This is a genomic window from Vibrio kasasachensis, from assembly GCF_050337565.1.
In the GTDB taxonomy this organism is placed as follows: domain Bacteria; phylum Pseudomonadota; class Gammaproteobacteria; order Enterobacterales; family Vibrionaceae; genus Vibrio; species Vibrio kasasachensis.
In genome coordinates, this window is record NZ_JAKJTB010000012.1 from 258,796 (window position 1) to 279,778 (window position 20,983).

Consider the following 20,983-nt stretch of genomic DNA (forward strand, 5'->3'; position numbering starts at 1 on the left):
CCTGCCGATTAATAGACATGCTTAAAATGTCATTTTTAGTTGAATTCTAGTTTAGTTCTAAACGCGTGATACCAAAATCTTACACGCTCTGGTACTCCAAATACCCGCACATTGCCTGTAATTACAAAAATAACCCCCAGAACTGATAACCATGTCCACTCATACCCTTCAAACATAGTCGATAGCGTTAAAGCGATCAGAGGAAAAAGAACCGTGCAGTAAGCTGCCTTTGAAGCACCGATCCTTCCAACAAGTGCAAGGTAAGTATTGAACCCGACAACCGAGCCGATAACGGCAAGATAAATCAAAGCTGACAGGTACATTGGTGACGCGGTCACAGAAAGTGATATACCTGATACCAATGCGATTACAACCAGATAAATTGATCCATACCCCATAGCCCATGCAGTAGTCGGTAATAATGGCATTTCCTCACTTTGCGCTCTTACAGAGACCATGTTTCCCATAGAAAACAGATAAGTTCCTAACAAGCTGAGCATTAGCCCATGCAAAATATTCCAATCCATTTCTGTTTTCATAACTTGTGACGCAAACAGCAGGACCACACCAGAAAATCCCAATAGCGATCCTTGTAGAAACACACGTGATGGTCGACGTTTTTCCAAAATCCAGAGGTTAAGCGCATTTAGTATTGGTGCAAGCGAGAACACCACCGCATTCAAACCACTAGGAAGATACTGTGTTGCGTAATAGAAACAAAGAAAATTGTTGGAGAAGAGACATAAAGCTAATAACACTGCTACCTTGTGATTCTTTGCGGTCAGTTTCGGTAATCCGTTTCTAAAGAGTAATATCGCAAACAGAGCTATGGAGGCTAAAGCAAACCGCCATGCAACAGATACGATTACAGGGGTATCCCCTATTTGATAGGCAATCGCAAGCCATGTAGATCCCCATATAAATACGGTTGTTGCATATAAAATAGTGTTCATTATGCTGTTCTTTGTTTAGTTTGATAACCTCAACGATATCGTTTTTGTTAGCGACAGGCGTTCATAATCCTGCTTTTTTTATCGATTCTTGCGCTTTTATCGCGGAAGGTGTTTACGTATAACGAAATGCCAGTATATTTATTGGGCACAAGTTAAGGAGCGTTGATGAGTAAAAGAACTCTGTCAGGGACTAAAAACCAACGCGTATTCAATGTGTTGACTGACAATACTGCACAGCTACACAAAGAGCTATGGCTGAGCAACGGCATGGGCTCGGCTGTATGGAGTAACAGTCACGGAAGTGCAAGTTATGATAAACCCAGCCATCACACTCTAAGCTTATATTTAGAAGGGGGGCAAAATACGCAGCGAGTGATAGGTTCCGGAAATTTATGTGGCGGAACAAGTAAGCTTTGCCTGATGCCACAAGACCACCGTTCAGAGTGGACATTTTCAGTACCATTTCGCTTCTTCCACTTCTATTTTGAGCAGGCCCATCTTCAGAATTTTGCAGAGCAAGTGTTTGACAAAGAAGGTCGCCATATAGAGCTATCCGAAAAAACATACGTTGAAGACGCATTCGTAAATCAGTTGATTCGTGAAACGGTATTAAAGCTCAATTGGGATAGCCCGACAGACAAACTCATGATGTCTCATTCCCAGCAATTACTATTACTTCACTTAATTCGGCAATACTGCCATAACACACCTAAAAGTATAATAAGTTCAGGTGGTTTATCGACCGTCAATCAGCGCCGAGTCGTAGATTATATCCAAGCAAACCTATCTGACTCTTTTACGTTAAATGATTTGGCAACACTTACACATCTAAGTGACTTTCATTTTGCAAGAATGTTTAAAGTCAGCTTTGGCTGTACACCCCACCAATATGTTCTCTCTAAACGTATAGAGATGGCGAAGCAGTTGCTTTCTTGTCATAGCATGACGTTAGCGGACATTGCGATCTCATGCGGTTTTTCCTCGCAACAGCACCTTTCGCTGCAATTCAAAAAACGAGTCGGGGTCACGCTCGCCGTGTTTCGTAAAGAGCATTTTAGAACGTCTAGGTAATATCAATAATAAGCTGGAATAAGCACCTCCAATTATGATGGCGGTTCTGACAAAAAAAGGTAGACAACTTTGTTGTTCGAGCTAATTGGCTGCACACGCAGCCAAAGGATATACTATTGCCTATTGAGAGGAGTAAGGCTCATCTGTGTTAGGCTCGTTAGTTGACATCTAACTAGAAATTAATCCGACTTTCAGATCTCTAGCTTCATAAATGACCTTACCATTGTGTATTACCATACCGTCAGCGATTCCTAGCGGCATTGGTTTTGTAAATACACGTTTTATGTTCAATTTATACTGGATACTGCCTGCATCTGGGTAAATTTGTCCTGAAAATTTCACTCTACCAACACCTAATGCACGCCCTTTCCCTTGCAAGCCAGACCAACCCAAATAGACTCCTAGCAATTGCCAAAGTGCATCAATTCCTAAACAGCCCGGCATAACGGGATCCCCTTTGAAATGACACTTGAAGAACCAATGATCAGGCTTAATAGCCAATTCAGCGTCGAGCATACCCTTATTAAACTCCCCTCCAGAACTCGAGATATAGTTAATTTTATCAATCATGAGCATCAACGAGTTAGGTAACTGAGCATTACCTGCACCGAAGAAAAAACCATTAGACATTGCCAGAACTTGTTCATTTGAAAACTGCATTCACACCTCCATATTAATAGAAGATGCAGTTTTGCAATTTATCAATTTGAATTATTGTAAAAATCGGACATCAAACGAGATAATAGACCGCTAGGCTTCGTTCTAATACGTTTCTTATAGTCATTCAATAAGTGAGATTGGTCATAGTAGCCAAGGTAAAATGCTAACTCTGAAGGACAAAAATCTGATTTCCATGCCATTTTACACGCGCTCTGAATTCGAATAATTTGAATGAAATCTTTTGTGCTCAATCCGGTATATGACTGGAAAATACGATTGAGATGTCTGCTACTTAAACTAACTTTATCAGCCAGTTCGCCAACAGGGATGTTACCATGCACCTTGTAAATCTCTAATAATGCTGAATCAAACTTAGATGGCTGATACGGCTTAAACTTTTGAAGCAACCATTTATCACAAACTTTCACACGAGTAGTAAAATCAGAATACTGATAGATCTGATTGTGCAGATCTAATTTTTCATTGTATACCAGATCAGCATCAACAATTTGTGAAGAGATTAAACTCGGCTTTATATCTAAAAAGCACTGCAACCCACCTGGATGAAAACGAATACCAAAAAATTGACCTGATTTATTTAAATTGATATCAAATGCTTTTTCTTGAAAACCACTGATTTTCACACCACAAGAAGAAATGAAAAATGCTTCCATACCATCTGGTACGACCGAATATCTAGTTGGTTTAGTTGTTGTGACTTGCAAGTATGAATGAACAATACCTCTTAATAATTCTGGTGGTTGGTGCTGTTCCAAAATCACACCACAACTCTCAAGAACTCGATCAGCGAGAAAAGGTTGAAACGGATCATACTTCTCATTTACAAATCGCAACATTTTCTCCCTTCACCAAATGTTAACTCTTTACGCTCAAAGCCTAAACACAATGAAACCATGAGGTGCTAGCCTCCTATATCTAACGGGTTATAGGACTCCTTCAACCTAAACCAATGTTGTCGTATGCAATGCTCAATGACCAAAATGACAAAGCGAAATAGATAATTTTGTTGTTAAAAAGGAATTGTCTGCTATCGCCTGTTAACAGGCGGAAGGCTCATCTGTGTTATATTTAATTTTCAAAGAAAGCGCGGATCTCTTTGACCAATATGTCTGGATTTTCTTCAATCACTAAATGCCCAGATGCAGGAACTGTAACCAACTTAGAGCCTTTAATTTTACTGTGAAGTACGTGAGCTTGTTCAACAGGAATCCATTGATCTTCTTCTCCCCACAAAATTAATGTTGGCACATCAAAATCAGAAAATTTATCTTGAAATTCATCCGTGTACTTTGAGTCTGCTTGGGCTATTTGCCTGTAAAATGCTTTCTTTCCCTGCTCTCCCGACCACGGTGCAAGAATGCCATCAATTGTTTCTTGAGTTAATGGCTGATATGCCGCTGTTCTTATATATGCTTCAACAATTGCCGAATGGATATAATCAGGTACTCCGGCAAAAGCTGCTTCATTCTTTTCAATATGTTTAAAAAATGGAGAGCCCCATGGGGACAGCGCAACAGGGTCAATTACTACTATCTTTTTGTACTTTCGTTGATTCAGTAAGTAATTCCTCAGTACTGTTGTGCCACCAAAATCGTGACCCACAATAAAAGGTAATTTCAGCTGCCAATGATCTATCAAAGCGTCTAATAACTGATTTTGTACTTTTAAAGACACATCTGCATCACTTTTATCTGATTCACCATAACCCAGTAAATCAAAATAGTAGACCGTATACTGGCTCGAAAACGCTTTAATCAAGTGTCTAAGATTGAATGATGACCAAGGCGTACCATGAACCAAAACAAGAGGTTCTCCTTTTCCTTCAATCCCATATTTCACTTTCCTACCTTCATACTCAAAAGTACACGGTAAACTCCAAAGTTCCATTTATTCTCCTTGAATATAGCGAATGTTTGACGATCGGAGGAATCCATGTCGTCCTGTTAAGTTACAGACCAACGTAAACTTGAAAGCTCAGCAACGTATGTTATTAACTCAACCATTTGCAGCTAAAGATTCCACGCATTAGCTGTCAGCTTAAACAGCTTGTTGAATGAGCCGACACAACTTGAAGTTTGCCATCTTTTTTAAGCCAAACTCTCGAAAACACAAAACGTCCATTAGCGTCTGCACCATCGTATGTCCCTGCAATTTCTGCATTCACATAAACCAAGACACAATTCCCATGAGGCTCGACTTGTAGATCACTTAATTCAATTGATGCGATAGATAACAAGCCTGATTGATGAAGCGCAATATCATCTTGTTTCGAAACCCTATGCCCAAAATGATTTATGAATACCAAACTATCGGCAAGCAGCTCGTCTAATACCACAGTATCAGACGCAACCATCGAAGCTTTTAATCGATGTTCGGCATTGATAACTTCCTGTACTAATTGGAACTCCATTCTAACCTCTCCAGTTTTCGTATAACACCGCAACATTATATTTGTTAAGTTTAATTACTTCTCTGTGTTTTGCGGTAACACCGCAGATACTAACGCCGAATCTAGATAGGCTCTGACGTTAACTATTTTCTCATTCTCAAACTGGCAAACCCAGCAATAGCGATTGTTAAAGTGAACTTGAGTTTTAGTATATGAGTCAGCAACTAATTCAACGGCTGCCTCATTACCGTCAGTAAAACAGTGAAGTACTTTGAGTTTTAACTTTGATTCTAAGACTTGGTTTAATCTGGCGATCGTACCATCGATAAACGATTGTTTTGACGAATAAACGCCAGCAAGAGGATGACTTCCGGTCACTTCCCACTTAACGTCATCGCTAACATTGGCAAAAAAAAGTTCTGGTTTACCAGTTTCCAAATACGAGAAAATCTCGATGACTCTGTTCTTGGTGATCACTTGATACATTCCTTGTCTTTGATGAATTGTGGTATTAAACCTAACGCTTGCAACAGATACGCCTAACAAACAGCATTGTATTGACTGTCATGTTTTAGGTTTCACAACTTTTGAGAACTGGCTACTTTTGCGTAAGGCTGGCAATAAAATAGTGAAGCAGCATAATGCTAAGACTATTTCCGTCGAAATAGAAAACATGAATGGTCCTTTACTGCCTTGAATTTGCCAAAACAGCCCGCCAACCAACGGGCCGGAAATGGCGCCCAAATTACTTATAAAACCTTGCAGCCCAAAAGCACTTCCTTTACTTTCTCCAGCAACTTCACTGATTAGTTTTGCCAAAACAAGCCCTGATGAGGTAATTATGCTTGCGTCTATGATAAATAGTAGGCTGATTTGCCATAAAGATGTTGACTGTAACATAAGCCATGTTGTGAATGCTCCAGTTATTCCAGCAGCTCCTAAATATAGAGCAGAATTAATTTTGTCAGCATAATGCCCAAGCTTAGGAGCTAGTAACATCGAGAGAATACCACCTGGTATATAAGCCATAGATAGCTCGACAATATTGGTTACTTTCAAATGTTCTAACAAATAGACTTCTAAAAACGGCGCGACTAAAGATCCTGATAGTTGTCCAACAAAAATCATAGAAAATAGAAAAACAGTGATCACTGTGAATTTAATTACATCAACCCGATCAACATTCACCATCATTTCCTGAGTTGCTATAACAGATAAAGCTTTATAGCTTTTCGAACCCGCAATTGCTGACGCAATGGAAAAAACAATAAGGGATATGTAAGTAATCATTGGAGGTAACGATAGATAATCGGCAACTGATATCAGTGAGAAGGCAAAACAAGAACCCCACATTATACCAATACCAACTTGTTTAGAGGCTATACCTAAGACCTCGGCTCTATTATTAAATGCACTTAATTGAGCAAAACAAGTATTCCAGACCAACCAAAATAAGCCAGAGCCTAAGCCTAAGCAAAAAGTGGCAATAACCATCATCTCATAACTTGATATAATTATTGCTATATATAAAAGTATGTATGCAAACATCTTAACAATAGAGCCAAAGCGCATTAGACTTGCTCTATTACTCCACTTATTTACTTTTTTTGAAAATAATAAAGCGCTACACCCGGTACCAACAGCTTGTAATGAAAATAATATGCCCATCTGCCAACCATTAGCTGAAAATTGCTGATGAGCTACTATTGGTATTAAAAAATTGACAAAAAAGGAACCTAAGGAATTCAACAGAATTGGAAACAATAGAAGTTCTAATTTACCAGGAAGATTCGACTTCATTGAGCATCCTCGTTTTCAATTTTTAACACCAATACAATTGTTAATTATGAAAATGAATAATAACTAATTTGGCTATGAACTGAGGCGGTTACAATTATTTCATTATAAACTCCGATTCATGACTCATCTAAAGAGTGAAGTAATTGTTAAATACTTATCCTCGGATTAACAATTTGCCTCTTACTCGCGATTAGTAAAGTGCAAAACTGAATCGACTGGCATACAAACGAACAACAAAGTTGCTTATCCCTTGGCTGAGCCTGAAGACAACGGGAAAATGACTGTTTAACCTTCTGTGTTAATAGAGTCAGCTAGGTTAAGCGATAAATGTAGTAACATACATGAAATGGCGTGCGTGGGCTGTCGCGAACGATCTTACCGAAACACTCACCGAACACGATCGCATAATTTACTATAAACAGAAGGCTTCGGATTAGCGTAAAATAAGGCATGCGCTTTGTTGTCATATTTGCCTCCTTGCTACTAACGTCTTCAATAAGGTGCCACGCACTGAACTAACACGGTACGCTGAACTTCACACCAAAATCTACAAGCGCAATGGATCACTTTGATTACCTTCTTATGCTGCAATAAATGTAATTTTGTTAATTTATATCCATGCGTGATATTCATCGCACTCCAAGCAATCCAATCAGTTATCCGTAGATGACTCCACACCATTCTGATAGACAGAATTATCTATATTCGATCAATTATCAAAATTTTATGCGCAAAAAACAAAAACACAATTCAACCGTAGTAAACACAAAAAGACAAACAGACAAAATGAACGGGATCCGTTCTAACAGATACCTATTAATCTACACGCTACTACTGTTTCTTTCTTGGTGTGTTATGGAGCTATATATAATACCTGACTCAGAACACGTTAGACCATTTTATAAAATATCGATTTGGATTCTACCAGTTCTTTTATATATTAGACTAATAGACAAAAATGAACCTATAGCTTACTTAAACTTAGCTAATAAAATAGATAGAAGTGGTTGGATATTTATCATTGCCTCTTTAGTTATTTTATCCAGTAATTGCTTACTTAAAGGTTCAATCAGTTTTAACCTTGATGCGTCTCATTTAATAAATGCAGTGTTACTAGCTGGTATCACCGAAGAAATAGTTTTTCGTGGGTTTATTTTTAAGAAGCTTTCTGAAAAGCTAAACTATTGGAGCTCAAATATATTACAGTCGATTCTTTTTACCTTGATTCACATTCCAATTTGGATTCTCAATAACCAAGGCACCACAATTCTTTTTCTCTACATCTTTTCCTTTGGATTAGCTATGGGTTACTTCGCTAAGAAATCGAAATCGCTTTGGACTGTAGTCATTATTCACTCTTTGCACAATCTATTAATTTGACAATAACTCACTAGGAAACATGACCAAAATTCCAAAGCGAAGTAGATAACTGTTTGACAGGCAGAAGGCTTATATGTGCTAGGTTTTTGACCTCAAGAAAGAACACGTTTTTCCATTAACGAAACCTGACATGATTTCGATGGTTTTTTGTTGAACCGCTGCAACGCCATAATCGGTAAAGTCCATATGTTTTGATGCTGAAATTTCAACGATACAGCTACTATATGTATTCTGCTCTTCAATTGTCGGCAGCACACCTGACTTCGTTGGATATTCCGGTGATCTTAGCGATAGAATCCTAATTTCGTCATTTTTAGGTAACGTTACTCGCTTGTGGTCCAGCGTAATCAACTGATAAATATTACTTTTATTTTCATTGCTTAACCATGTTGAAATATCACCGCCGTTAGAATGCCCAATCAAGGTTAACTTGCTAAAATCATAGGCAGGAAAACGCAAAGCCAATTCTTGCTGAAGAAAATCTATAGTCTTCGCCCCTCTCTCCCAATTTTCTATACGCGTCTGATATAAGTCACCCGTTTTCGAAAGCGGAGGATCATTAGGAAGCTCATGATCTATTGCAACCGTCATATAACCTAAGTCGTTTAAGCTTTCAGTGATGAACTTGTACTTTGTAAACGGGACACGATTACCAGCGCTTATAAAAGCCACATGACAACGTTTTTCAGAAGTACAAGCCTTCATACTTGTGGATAGATTAACTTCGATTGGAATAGAACGCTCTCGCGTTAAGTCCGATACCACTACAGTTTTTGCGCTTATCATAAGAGGCAATATTGAAAGAAATATGCCAAAAACATGTTTCATATAAATTCCTAGATTAAATAATACAGCGAAGAAACCTAAAACGCTGCGTTAAACTACCGGAAACCGTGGTATATACTTTGCAAAGCAAAAACGCCACCTGTTGGTGACCAAATTTAGCGCATTGTTAAATGCGTTGTTAATTTAGATGACATACTAACCGCAGCATATCTTTATGCTGAATACCGTTTTCTACAATAGGCTCATCATAATTATCAACGAAGAAATCCTTGATTACAGAGTCGACCCGAAAACCCTGTCGTTGATAGAATGCAAGCTGATGACCAAATGTACCGGTGCCCAAGTTAACTGATTTAATTGACTTATCTTGTAATAATCTAAGCGTGAATTTTAGTAACTTTGTGCCAGTACCTTTGGCTTGAATACTAGAATCAACCGCTATATTAAATAACTCAGCTATTTCAGGCTCCGTTTGCTTTACAATACATACAGCAATAATTTTTGATTGCTTATATGCAGCAAAACACCAAGATCCTGGAAGATAATTATTAATACACTCCTCAGATGGATCCGCTTCGAGCAACAAACTCATCGGTGCTAATTGAGGATCTATTTCCTTTAATTCTATCATTACCGCAGACCTACTTTGATTGGAAATCATTTAGACAAAATAACTCCCACGAGGTGCCAGCCTGCAATATCGTGGGTTAACTAAAAGCCATAGCCATAAATTAATGTGTTCAAACGACTAAACTGGAGGCTAACATGAATAACGATAACATAATATTTAGGCTTAAGTACGCGTAAGTCCCTTATTCAGTTCGCAATTCTACAACAGTTACGCGGTGCACAACCCTTGCACCTCGGTCGGATAAAACCCAATAAATCCGCACTGATGAAACTCGCCTAGTTGTTTAAGACTGAAAAATTCACACCTATCCACGTTCCTGAAGCTGAAGCCATTCGTGACTAATGTCGAGCCAAAGAAACGCAATGAAAGACTTGAAAGATGCTAAGTCGCAACTCAAATGGCTCTTGCGTCGCAACAATATTCAAGCAACCGTCTATGATAACTGGCCTAAAAAGGAATCTACGACACCTGACAGACCTCATCATGCCGCACCACAGTCAACAAATAGCGCCAAAAATTAGCTATTGACGCCATAGTCGTTTGTTATGCGCAATTACTCGTACATAGTGTCATCGTAGTTTCTGATACGGCCTCTCCTTCTATACGGTAGCAATCTGTTATTTCCCCAACGGCTTCGAAACCACATTTCAAATACAGATTTTTCGCAGGCAGATTATTGGAAAGAACGTTAAGATCTAACCAATCGATAGTTGAACTTTCAGTACAAAACTGAGTTGCGCATTCAATCAGTCTTGCACCTAAACCCTGTTTTCTTAAACTTGAATCAACGCCCATGCCCAAACGAACGCGATGAAATTTATACTCTTCACTGTAATGACGTAAGTCAATATGACCAACCACTCGTTCATTAGAATCTTTGATTACCCAGAGCTTTCTCCAATCATGTTCACCAGGACTGCACTCAAAACCATCTCGAAACTTGGTCTTAAATTGTTCTGAAACTAGACAGTTTTCTTTAGGTATTGGCTGAAAAAGTGGAGAATCATCATCCGCATTTTCAAGAAGCTGCGTCCCTATATACTCGAAGAAAGATTCTAAATCTGACCACTTTGCTTCAACTATTCTCATAAATTCTTCTACCCTCGCATTACGGTCAAAAAAGCGCCACCATGGCATTAACGTTAATAGTGAAGTAACTAATAGCTCTCGAATACACCCTCATTGTAGTCTTTAATCGCTTGTTCAATCTCTTGTAAGCTATTCATTACAAATGGTCCGTAGTGTACCACTGGCTCTTCTATCGGTTGCCCACTCAATACCAATACTCCACTCTCCTGCTTGGTGTGTAGTTCTGTCAATTCACCATTTGTTAACAATGCCATTTGACCTTGACTTACCACTTGGTCTCCAATTATCACCTCGCCTTTATATACGTATAACATTACGTTATACGTTTCAGGAACCTGTAGTCTTGTACTGCTGCTACCTTGTTCTGAGCGCCAATCCACTACGCTGAGTGGTACGCCGGTGATTAAAAGTGGTCCACGTAGAGGTGAGTTGTTTGCGATTATTTCCCCGGAAAGTACACGTACTAAGCCCATACTATCTTGGCTAAATTCCGTAATTGTTTCTGGCTGAAAATCATGATATTGCGCTGGTTTCATTTTGTCGCGTGCTGGTTGGTTTATCCAGATTTGAAAACCGTGTAATTCACCATCTTGCATAATTGGCATTTCACTATGTATAACCCCTCTGCCCGAAGCCATCCATTGCGCACCACCGCTACGTAATTGACCAACGTTCCCCATATGGTCTTCGTGTTGAAAATGCCCTTGTATCATATAGGTCAGGGTTTCTATACCTCTGTGTGGATGAGGAGGAAAACCGCCAACATAATCAGCTCGCTGATCCGAGTTCAATTCATCAACCATCAAAAATGGAGAAAACGCAGTATTGTTGAAACCCGCTACTCGGCGTATTTTTACCCCATCGCCATCGGATGTAGGTGTCGCGTCAATGATTTTATGAATCTTTCTTAGTTTACTCATGTGTGCACTTCCTATTGTTTACGCTAGGAACAGTTTAAGAGTAAAAAAACCAAAAAGACTCAGCGAAATTTGATCTACTCATTCAGTGTTTTCGAACAAGTTTAAGCGTGCTCATGTTGACGCTCAATAAAGTGCGCCACCGCGCCAACTAAGTTAGCATCATTGCCGAACCTAGACGCCACAACATTTGGCATTATGTGGCAAAAAGGCATCGCCTTCATGTATCGTTCAAAGACTTTATTTAGTATTGGAATAAGTAAGGGCTGTTGGCTGATAGCGCCACCCAATACGATAACTTCTGGGTCCAGGGTGTACTGCAAGTTAAACACCAATGTTGCTAAATAGCCGCTCCATGCTTCGACCGCTTCTATCACGATAGGATCGCCATTTTTATACAACTCGAATACTTTTTTTCCATTTAAACTATGACGAGGAATGTTAAGAGCATACGCCACTTGTTTGACCAAGCCCCAAGTAGAAGCCAGCTCAGAGGCTACTCGTGGTTGACCATTATCAAACCCTAAGATGGCACAACCAAATTCACCACTGTACAATTGATGCCCTTTATATAATTTGCCATCAACGATCAACCCACCACCAATACCCGAACCGATGACGACTAAGCATATATTTGATGATTCACAATGACTGCCTAACCAACTTTCAGCTAATGCTGCGCAGCAGGCATCATTTTCAATCTCTACTGTGACTTGGTATCGCTGCTCCAACAGGTGTTTAATATTGACTCCGTGAAGATAAGCAAGTGAACTCTGCCCATAGATTCGTCCTTTTTCCACATCAACCGCTCCACATACACTCACCGCGATTCCAGTTATCGGGTATTGCTGTTTATATCGGTTAAATACAGGATCTGCCAGCATAAACCATGCATCTAAGCTGGCGACCCGACTCGGCAAAGTGAACTTTTCAATAATGGCCGCGTCTGCTGTCATTATCGCACCTTTTACTGCACTTCCACCAAAATCAAGCGCCAAATATGCCATCACTATCCCCTCTTTATTGAATCTGTACTGTGATATATGCTGGCATGTGTTTCAAGTCCGGTAATGACGAATGCGACACAGAAATACGATTAGCACCTATGCACCAATCATCCTAACGCACAAAAAGACGCAACACGTAAACATACTGAGTATAAATGGGGAACCGTATGCTTGTATTGAAATTTAGTATAGTGTCGCAACAATCCAATAATACCCGTGATAAGAGTAACGTTATTACCAGTGAGGGCTAGTAAGAGTAGTTTTATTATGGAATTTTATAGCGCTGTTTATCATTTATGCGACTCAAAATAAATTGCCGTCGCATTTCTGAGACTTTTGCTGTTCAAAAGGAGTGAACATTTGGTATGAAAGCGCTAACGGATAGGAAGCTACTAAACATAATTAAGACCCTACCATTCGTCCTAATTGTTATTTTTATCAGCTTGCTACTTGTAGTCGTTGTTAATGACAATCAAACGCGTGCCAATCAATTGGAGAAAAATCTAATTGAAAATAGTCTCGCGCAGCAAAAAGAAATAATTGCCCAGCGCGTCAAGAGTGCATACAACCAAATTCGCTATGAAAGGCGCCAAACCGTTTCCATACTCAAATCTCAAGTAAAGCATCAAGTCGATATAGCTCATCAAGTGGCATCCTCTATTTATAACGCCAACCTAGGAAAACCTGAACACGAAGTAAAACGAATGATTGCTGATGCAATCAGGAATATCCGTTACAACGACGGTCAAGGCTATTTCTTTATTTATAGTATGGATGGTCAAAACGTTATGCATGCCACCCAACCAGAGCACGAAGGTGCGATGGTATTGGAGATGACCGACTCTAAAGGTGTTCCATTTCTCAAGGAATATATCGTTACACTTAGAAAATCAGAAGATGGCGCCGCGTATCACCGTTGGTGGTACTCAAAGCCAAAAAGCGCCGATGAGCATGAGAAAATTGGCTATGGTCGATATTTTGAACCCTTTGATTGGATGATAGGATCTGGCGGGTACGTTGAAAATGTTGAACATCAGATTCAACAAAACATATTGCGTTGGATATCGAACTATCATTTTGGCAAAAATGGCTATCTATTCGTCTTAGATGAGCAAGGTCAAGTACTCGCACATAAAGACCCTATATACATTGGAACTCATTTCAAAGAGCTAATAATTAGCGCAACTAAAGCCTTCGACCAAAAAAATACCAATGCCGATTATATCAACTACCAATCGCCTTATCATCCTGATGGACTGCGTAACTTGGAAAAAATCAGCTACATCAAATTCGATCACGAATGGCGTTGGCTAATTGGATCAGGCGTATACCCCGAAGAAATCCAGCACAGTATTGCTCCTCAAATATCACAAATTCGAGCACAACATAAAGAAGAGTTACTTAAGGTGCTTATCATATGCATTTCCCTTGCCCTGATTCTCGCTTTTCTATCAATATTGTTAAGCAACTATCTTGGTCGCCGATTTAATAGGTTTCAACAACGTATTAAAGCTGATTTTTCTAAGCTAGAAAAACGTAAAGAACAATTACGCTATTTGGCGCAACATGATCCCCTCACCCAGTTACCTAATCGACTGTTACTTGAAGAAAGAATAACCAAAGGCATCTCAGAAAGTAGCCAAAACCAAACGTTACTTGCGATACTATTCGTCGATTTGGATAAGTTTAAGCGAATTAATGATCAATACGGGCACGAAATTGGTGATGACCTCCTTATTCAAATATCTAAACGCTTTTCTCGATTGGTCGCCAGCAAAGGGACTGTTGCTCGGTTTGGAGGTGATGAGTTTGTGTTTTGTTTACCTAAACTGGATGACCAAGCCGAAGCAAAAAAAATCGTCACAAAAATTCAATCCTGCTTATTACGCCCTTTCCAAGTGCGCGGCAATAACATTGAGTTAAGTTCTTCAATTGGCGTTTCTTTATACCCAAATGATGGTAAGAGCCCGCGAGAGTTGATGCAAAAGGCTGATATTGTTTTGTCACGTTCAAAAAAACAAGGTAAGGGGAAATTTACCTTTTTTGACCGAAAAATCAGTGATGAGCTAGCACATAAGTTCTTACTTGAAGATGAATTTAAATTCGCGTTAAAAGACGGTGAGCTTGATGTTCATTATCAACCTCAAATTGATTGTGTCACTGGAAAAATCCGAGGAATTGAAGCGTTATGCCGCTGGAACAGCCCTACGTTAGGTATTATACCTCCGGTCGTATTCATCGATATCGCTGAAAAAAACAATTCAATTTTAGAATTGGGTCAATTTGTTTTTGATCGAGCGTGCAAAGATACTAGAGCCTTGAACAAGACACTTAACCACCCCATTTCGGTCTCTATAAACATCTCACCGAAACAGCTACTTCATCCTCATTTTGTTGATATGGTCGAGCAAAGTACAGCCAAACATGGCGTATCGAATGATCTCATTACTTTGGAACTAACTGAGAACGTTTTCATTGAAGATTTACATGCGATACAACCTACCTTAGAGAAGTTGCGAAATCTCGGTTTTGGGCTCTCTTTAGATGATTTTGGTACTGGCTTCTCTTCACTTAGCTACCTTAACGTGATGCCTATTACCGAGATTAAAATTGATCGATCGTTTATCACAGACATGTTAAATAATCAGTCAAATCTAAATATAGTCAAAACCATTATCGCGATCGCCCATTCTAACGATCTACAAATCGTAGCAGAAGGCGTAGAACTGATGGAGCAGCAAGCTTTACTGCAACAATTAGGTTGCTTCACTATTCAAGGATACTTTTATTCTAAACCTGTCCCGCTGACAGAAATTGGGCAATTTTGCGATATCATGGTGTATGACGAATAACCCAAAAGTAGAGATATCGCGAATTTGATTCACTGATATTCTCAGATTTAAGACCTTGTTTCTATATACTATTGCGCGATTAATTGAAGCCAGACAAGTATATACCCAAGTAACCTCAAGACATTTTTTCGTCAAACAACTCGGAAATAGATGGCTATTACACGTCGTTGTCTTCCTTGAACTGGAACCAGTGACAAGGCTCTGAATCCTGCATCTTGAAGTCACTTGAGTATACATTACGCGATTGCGCGAACGTTTTGGCCTTTAAACAAGGATGTTAAGTCTTGAGTACCAACGCATTTGCTAGGCTCTTCTTTGGCACGGCTGGAATACAACTTTTAAGTAAAGGTATTTCCGTTATCGCCGGTGTGATATTTGCTCGTTTTCTCGGCGCCGAACAATACGGTCTATACACTTACGTTTTTTCCATTGTTACTATTGCCGGGTTACCCGTTCTAGCAGGGCTACCGCATCTAATGGTCCGAGAGATAGCTAGCTTCCATTTGGAAAAAAAGTGGACAGATTTAAGAGGGATACTTTTGTGGTCTCGCTTTTACGTACTAGGTCTTTCGTTGATCATATTAGCCATTATGATGGTTTTGGTAAATTTAGAGTACTTTAAACCTCATATCGCGTCACTCATTCTTGTAGCCATGTGGGTCATTCCTCTGCGGGGAGTTGCAACCCAGCAAGATGCTGCATTAAATGGATTTGGCAAACCGATCCTAGCGCAGTTACCATCAAAGCTATTGGCGCCCATTATAACTCTGTCGCTACTATTGTATTTTGTGGCAACAGATACGCAGCTAACGTCAATGACCTTAGTGTCTATTTCAGTGCTTGCGTTAATCTTCACCTGTTTACTGAGTTTCTTGTTAGTTCGATATGTCGTCTCCAAGAACTCCCAGCCAGCTAAGCCAACTTACTCAAATAAACCATGGATTAAATCGTTACTCCCCTTTGCGATGATCTCTTTCGTATTCACCTTGAACGCAGAATTGGCAATTGTATTACTAGGGTGGTTTACCGATCTAGAGTCGGTCGCTTACTTTCGCGTTGCCACTCAAGCAGTGATGCTCATTACCATTATGCGTACTTCGATTGATGCGGTGATCATGCCAAAAATTGCCCGTTTCTATCGCAATGATGATTTGGATAGTATCCAAGCTTTGCTTACACGTTCGGTAAGGTTGACAGTATTGGCTTCGTCAGCCATTTTTGTTGTTCTCGTTTTCGGTGGAGAGTCCCTTATTCACCTACTATTTGGTAATGAATACAGTCATGCATATATTCCTTTAGTCATTCTTTGCATCGGTCACTTCGTTAGCCTCCAACTGGGCTCAGCAGCACCAGTTCTTAACATGACTAACAATGAACAAAAGACAATGAGAACACTCTTTTTGTCACTAATAATAAATATTGGTCTTATGTTGTTCTTAGTGCCGTTGTATCAACAAATTGGAGCTGCAATTGCTGTATCAGTCTCACTGGTTCTAAGCAATGTGCTAATGAGTCGCGAAGTATTCAAGATCACAGGCTTGCATACTTGCTTATGGCTTGCCAAAACATCTAAAACGATGCGGAGCTCCGCAACTTAAATTAACTCACATAATGCTTCATACTGGGTTTGCCGACGAAATACACTACTACAAAAATTTCATGGTTTTGCGAGTAATCTGGAGCAATCACTATTGAGAGAGAGCCAAAATTAACATCAAGCTTATAACCCACCTCTCTCACCCTTCATTTCATTAACAAATTTGTGAAGTATGTTAACAGTTGCTATTGACGCTATTTCATAAAAGCATACTATGGATAACTTCTTCTTTAACTCACTGATGGCACCTAAGGGCATTGTTTATGGATTTCGACATATTTAATCCTTCCCATCATTTGAGACGATCCGTTCTGATCTGGCTAAGTATGTTCCTCTCTGCGGCTGCTTTGATTTTCACTTATCTCATTATAAGAGAAAGTCAGTCTCCTGATTTTCCAGTTATAGAATTGTTGTTCAGCATTTTTTCTGCCTACGTGTGCGTACAAACATATCGAGATGTGGGTTCGAGCTTTCTACGTAAAAGTTACGTCTGGTCATTTATAATCACAGTTAGTTGGGGCGTTATTCACAGCCCAATCCACCATGGCGTACATGTATGGGCAAATCTATTCCCTGTTATGTGCTATTTGATATTGGGTAAGAAATTAGCCCAAGCAGTCACCCCATTCGCCTTAACCTGTATCGTCGCACTGATCGTTAAACAACACCAAATAGACCTTCCGATTCCTTTGTTGGTGAATTTCGTTTTAAGTTATTTAGGGATCTGGGCTGCTGCACACATCTTAGAAATTAAGCGCACAAGTTCTGAAGCTTCATTAGGCAAACTTGCATCAAGAGATGCGCTTACAGGAGTGTATAATCGCCATGCGTTAATTCACAACTTTGAGCGTTACCGGCAAGAGAGTGAGAAATTACCCCTCTCACTCTTGATCTTGGATCTCGATTATTTCAAAAGAATAAACGATGCTCATGGGCATGATGTCGGCGATCAGGTACTCGCTCAAACGGCGGCTTTGTTAGACGCATTAAGTGAAGAGCACTTAGTCTATCGAATCGGTGGTGAGGAGTTTTGTATCGCTTTCCATAACACGCCCATAGAGCAAGCGATGTTAAAGGCTGAACGAATTAGGCTTGCTATAGAGCTCCATGAATTCCAAGCCAATGACAAAATCATCACCCTAACGGCGAGTATTGGGGTATACCAATGCCATCACTTCAACACTCTAGAAAGTGTGCTTGGTAAAGCAGATATTGAATTATACCGAGCGAAGAAAAGCGGTCGCAATCAAGTAATGGTGTCAAATTATGATGAAGGTATCATTGACACCATTTAAACTCCTTTATTCGTCTTCAAAAACCACATTATAGTTTTCAGTATAGGTGCAATGTGGCTGTCGGCTGCAGGTGAAAAAACGTCGCCCTTTGTGATCCCCATGAGCTGCCGTTTTGATAGTCATCGGGCTACCGCAACGCTTACAAAAGCGCACATCTTTTTCAGCTTCGATAAGGTCAATGTGAGCAGCTAACAATCGGCGTAACTTACCCACTTGATAACTGTGTTTAACGGTTGCACCAATTAACGGGATGCCTGATGACTTACAAGTATGCATTAGAAGTTTCTGCCGTTCGACTTTACCTTTGGTTAATGGCGAGCCATCATCTAACTCTATGATCACTCTCACTTCCAAACTGCGAGGATCACAAACGACAAAGTCAAAATAGCTTTTCGCAATTCGATTATTAGCCATAAACCAACGTTTTTTATCGGTTGCTTTTGGCGTCAATACATTGGTCATGGTTACCTTTGACATAACAACCGCTTGCTGCCCTACCGCGCTATTAAGTGCATTGTAAAATGCCGACTCTTTGCTATTAAGCAAAGGACCTTTCTTTTTGTAATCACTTTCTCTTAGCTCATCTTGCTTGAGGTAGCGCTGATGAACGAAAAGGTAAAATGAAATAAAGAGGACAACTAAAATAGCAACGTATTCCATTGCGAACAAAACACCTTAAGTTTAATGAGTTACTAGTAATCTTACCCTTAATCGTATAAGCAACAAAGTCAAAATATTCAACCAGCCACCATCGAGTCGTAACACAATGAAAATCACTTCAAAGAACAACGGGAACCACACTAGTTGTTCACCATGGAACAACACCAGTAAATAGCTCAGTCACCACTAATATTGGTGCTATGCCTCAGATACTGTGGATAAAATAAGCAAAGATATTACAACCCCCTCACTTGTTTAATCACATATGGCTAATCATGTGCAATGATTGAAATTAATTGTTATTGTATTTAAAACAATAACAATATTTTGCTGCCTTGAAAGAAGAAAAAACCATCATTGAATTTAGTGAACTCAACAAATGGTATGGTGAGTTCCACGCACTGAAAAACATTAATCTATCGGTCAAAACTGGTGAGATTGTTGTCATATGTGGACCATCTGGCTCCGGTAAATCAACTTTAATTCGGTGCATAAACCATTTAGAGAACTTTCAGCAAGGCACGTTAAAGGTGTTTGACCATTCGGTTGGAAGCAAAATCATTCTTCCTGGCAAAGTCGGCATGGTGTTCCAACACTTCCACCTCTTTCCGCACCTCACTGTGATAGACAATTTGACCCTTTCTCCGATTAGGACATTAAAATTATCCAAATCAGCAGCCCAGCAGCGAGCAATAAAATACCTCGAACGCGTCAATATTGCAGAACAAGCTAACAAATACCCAGTTCAACTTTCTGGTGGTCAGCAACAGCGCGTAGCCATTGCTCGTTCACTGTGCATGGAACCCGATATTCTATTGTTTGATGAACCTACTTCTGCACTTGATCCCGAGATGATTAATGAAGTGTTGGATGTGATGGTTGAACTGGCGACATCAGGTATGACTATGGTGTGTGTTACTCATGAAATGGGCTTTGCTAAAAAGGTTGCTGATCGTGTGGTGTTTATGGATGAAGGTAAAATAGTTGAAATTGGAAGCCCTGCTGCTTTGTTTGAATCGCCAAAACACCAACGTACACAAGCGTTTTTAAACCAGATATTGAGTTATTAATGATTTATCGAATCATTAAGCCTGTTATTCAGGCGGCACTGCAAATCACCATCACGCTGATAGCGATAATATGGATACTTGATTCTGGCGCCAAGGCAATGGACTATCAATGGCAGTGGCATCGCGTAGCTGACTATATATTATTTTACGAAGACGGCGAATGGTGGTCGGCTGAACTGCTTGAAGGACTTTGGGTTACCATTAAAATTTCAGCATTGAGCCTAATACTAACGCTCATGCTGGGGTTAACAACTGCACTACTAAGAATGAGTCACTCTTCTGTTGGGCGGTTTTTAGCCACAAGCTATGTTGAAATTATCCGCAACACGCCTTTGCTGGTGCAAATTTACTTGCTCTACTTTGTCTTTGGTCCCGTCATTGGGCTGGATAGATTCAGCACGGCAGTACTAGCTCTTGCATTGTTTCAAGGAGCTTACACGGCTGAAATACTGCGCGGAGGTCTGCAAAGCATCGCAACAGGCCAATTTGAAGCTGCCAAAACATTAGGATTATCACCTTGGTATAGCTACAAAGATGTCATCTTACCGCAAGTACTACAGCGCACCGTACCTCCACTAACCAATGAGGTGGTTTCACTGGTGAAGAACTCATCTATTGTTAGTGTGATGGCCATATTTGATTTAACCACTGAAGCACGTAACATCGTATCTGAAACCGCAATGCCATTTGAGATCTGGTTTTCAGTTGCGGCAATTTATCTAGCACTAACCTTATCACTCTCTGGTCTATCAGCATGGCTAGAATATAGACTCGGTGCCAGTTGGCGCAAATTATAAGGAGATAA

21 protein-coding genes and 1 pseudogene are annotated in these 20,983 nt (G+C 39.9%); 8 read left to right on the forward strand and 14 right to left on the reverse strand.

Annotation, left to right across the window (positions count from 1 at the left end):
* Window positions 1-35: 35 nt before the first annotated feature.
* On the reverse strand, window positions 36-953 hold the full coding sequence (locus L4C38_RS10005; protein ID WP_428797408.1) for a DMT family transporter: 918 nt from the start codon (window positions 951-953) through the stop codon (window positions 36-38).
* A 165-nt stretch (window positions 954-1,118) separates the two neighbouring features.
* On the opposite strand from L4C38_RS10005, the gene L4C38_RS10010 reads away from it, so the two are divergent.
* A complete protein-coding gene (locus L4C38_RS10010; RefSeq protein WP_428797409.1) occupies window positions 1,119-2,024 on the forward strand; it encodes a helix-turn-helix domain-containing protein in 906 nt (301 codons plus the stop codon).
* Window positions 2,025-2,192: 168 nt separating this feature from the next.
* Here L4C38_RS10010 and fabA read toward each other — a convergent pair whose 3' ends face one another.
* The 7 genes from fabA to L4C38_RS10045 form a co-directional block, all read right to left on the reverse strand.
* Window positions 2,193-2,684 carry a bifunctional 3-hydroxydecanoyl-ACP dehydratase/trans-2-decenoyl-ACP isomerase gene (gene fabA, locus L4C38_RS10015; RefSeq protein ID WP_428797410.1) on the reverse strand — a complete coding sequence of 164 codons (492 nt, stop codon included), beginning with the start codon at window positions 2,682-2,684 and terminating at the stop codon, window positions 2,193-2,195.
* Window positions 2,685-2,725: 41 nt separating this feature from the next.
* A complete protein-coding gene (locus L4C38_RS10020) occupies window positions 2,726-3,541 on the reverse strand; it encodes a helix-turn-helix domain-containing protein (RefSeq protein ID WP_428797411.1) in 816 nt (271 codons plus the stop codon).
* A gap of 232 nt (window positions 3,542-3,773) precedes the next feature.
* The gene (locus L4C38_RS10025) at window positions 3,774-4,592 is read right to left on the reverse strand and encodes an alpha/beta fold hydrolase (protein WP_428797412.1); all 819 of its coding nucleotides are present in this window, start codon (window positions 4,590-4,592) and stop codon (window positions 3,774-3,776) included.
* Between the two features lie 145 nt (window positions 4,593-4,737).
* Window positions 4,738-5,115: a nuclear transport factor 2 family protein gene (locus tag L4C38_RS10030; protein ID WP_428797413.1), complete on the reverse strand. Its 378-nt coding sequence runs from the start codon at window positions 5,113-5,115 to the stop codon at window positions 4,738-4,740.
* Between the two features lie 54 nt (window positions 5,116-5,169).
* Window positions 5,170-5,571 (reverse strand): nuclear transport factor 2 family protein, encoded by a 402-nt coding sequence (locus L4C38_RS10035; protein ID WP_428797414.1) that lies wholly within the window; start codon window positions 5,569-5,571, stop codon window positions 5,170-5,172.
* A gap of 87 nt (window positions 5,572-5,658) precedes the next feature.
* Window positions 5,659-6,894, reverse strand: coding sequence for an MFS transporter (locus L4C38_RS10040; protein ID WP_428797415.1), 1,236 nt, complete (start codon window positions 6,892-6,894; stop codon window positions 5,659-5,661).
* Between the two features lie 311 nt (window positions 6,895-7,205).
* A complete protein-coding gene (locus L4C38_RS10045) occupies window positions 7,206-7,361 on the reverse strand; it encodes a hypothetical protein (RefSeq protein WP_428797416.1) in 156 nt (51 codons plus the stop codon).
* Between the two features lie 388 nt (window positions 7,362-7,749).
* On the opposite strand from L4C38_RS10045, the gene L4C38_RS10050 reads away from it, so the two are divergent.
* Complete coding sequence (locus tag L4C38_RS10050) at window positions 7,750-8,274, forward strand: CPBP family intramembrane glutamic endopeptidase (RefSeq protein WP_428797417.1); 525 nt, start codon at window positions 7,750-7,752, stop codon at window positions 8,272-8,274.
* 78 nt (window positions 8,275-8,352) lie between these two features.
* Here L4C38_RS10050 and L4C38_RS10055 read toward each other — a convergent pair whose 3' ends face one another.
* Together L4C38_RS10055 and L4C38_RS10060 are read right to left on the reverse strand one after the other, a co-directional pair.
* A complete protein-coding gene (locus tag L4C38_RS10055) occupies window positions 8,353-9,102 on the reverse strand; it encodes an alpha/beta hydrolase (RefSeq protein WP_428797418.1) in 750 nt (249 codons plus the stop codon).
* Window positions 9,103-9,238: 136 nt separating this feature from the next.
* Window positions 9,239-9,691, reverse strand: coding sequence for a GNAT family N-acetyltransferase (locus L4C38_RS10060; protein ID WP_428797419.1), 453 nt, complete (start codon window positions 9,689-9,691; stop codon window positions 9,239-9,241).
* A 134-nt stretch (window positions 9,692-9,825) separates the two neighbouring features.
* Here L4C38_RS10060 and L4C38_RS10065 point away from each other — a divergent pair.
* Window positions 9,826-10,198: pseudogene (locus L4C38_RS10065) on the forward strand (IS110 family transposase); the annotation flags it as partial.
* A 36-nt stretch (window positions 10,199-10,234) separates the two neighbouring features.
* Here the strand turns inward: L4C38_RS10065 and L4C38_RS10070 are convergent.
* The 3 genes from L4C38_RS10070 to L4C38_RS10080 all read right to left on the reverse strand — a co-directional run bounded on the left by L4C38_RS10070 (window position 10,235) and on the right by L4C38_RS10080 (window position 12,704).
* Window positions 10,235-10,780: a GNAT family N-acetyltransferase gene (locus L4C38_RS10070; RefSeq protein WP_428797420.1), complete on the reverse strand. Its 546-nt coding sequence runs from the start codon at window positions 10,778-10,780 to the stop codon at window positions 10,235-10,237.
* Between the two features lie 68 nt (window positions 10,781-10,848).
* A complete protein-coding gene (locus tag L4C38_RS10075) occupies window positions 10,849-11,700 on the reverse strand; it encodes a pirin family protein (RefSeq protein ID WP_428797421.1) in 852 nt (283 codons plus the stop codon).
* 101 nt (window positions 11,701-11,801) lie between these two features.
* Window positions 11,802-12,704: an ROK family protein gene (locus tag L4C38_RS10080; RefSeq protein WP_428797538.1), complete on the reverse strand. Its 903-nt coding sequence runs from the start codon at window positions 12,702-12,704 to the stop codon at window positions 11,802-11,804.
* Window positions 12,705-13,069: 365 nt separating this feature from the next.
* Here L4C38_RS10080 and L4C38_RS10085 point away from each other — a divergent pair, with 365 nt between their 5' ends.
* The 3 genes from L4C38_RS10085 (at window position 13,070) to L4C38_RS10095 (ending at window position 18,448) form a co-directional block, all read left to right on the forward strand.
* Complete coding sequence (locus tag L4C38_RS10085) at window positions 13,070-15,556, forward strand: bifunctional diguanylate cyclase/phosphodiesterase (RefSeq protein ID WP_428797422.1); 2,487 nt, start codon at window positions 13,070-13,072, stop codon at window positions 15,554-15,556.
* 284 nt (window positions 15,557-15,840) lie between these two features.
* Window positions 15,841-17,154 carry a flippase gene (locus L4C38_RS10090; protein WP_428797423.1) on the forward strand — a complete coding sequence of 438 codons (1,314 nt, stop codon included), beginning with the start codon at window positions 15,841-15,843 and terminating at the stop codon, window positions 17,152-17,154.
* A 262-nt stretch (window positions 17,155-17,416) separates the two neighbouring features.
* Entirely contained in the window at window positions 17,417-18,448 is a 1,032-nt protein-coding gene (locus tag L4C38_RS10095) for a GGDEF domain-containing protein (protein ID WP_428797424.1), read from the forward strand.
* 6 nt (window positions 18,449-18,454) lie between these two features.
* Here the strand turns inward: L4C38_RS10095 and L4C38_RS10100 are convergent, their stop codons facing one another.
* A complete protein-coding gene (locus L4C38_RS10100; RefSeq protein WP_428797425.1) occupies window positions 18,455-19,108 on the reverse strand; it encodes a DUF2726 domain-containing protein in 654 nt (217 codons plus the stop codon).
* A gap of 335 nt (window positions 19,109-19,443) precedes the next feature.
* On the opposite strand from L4C38_RS10100, the gene L4C38_RS10105 reads away from it, so the two are divergent.
* Complete coding sequence (locus L4C38_RS10105) at window positions 19,444-20,178, forward strand: amino acid ABC transporter ATP-binding protein (protein ID WP_428797426.1); 735 nt, start codon at window positions 19,444-19,446, stop codon at window positions 20,176-20,178.
* Window positions 20,178-20,975 (forward strand): amino acid ABC transporter permease, encoded by a 798-nt coding sequence (locus tag L4C38_RS10110; protein ID WP_428797427.1) that lies wholly within the window; start codon window positions 20,178-20,180, stop codon window positions 20,973-20,975. Before L4C38_RS10105 ends, L4C38_RS10110 begins: the two co-directional genes overlap by 1 nt.
* Window positions 20,976-20,983: the final 8 nt, after the last annotated feature.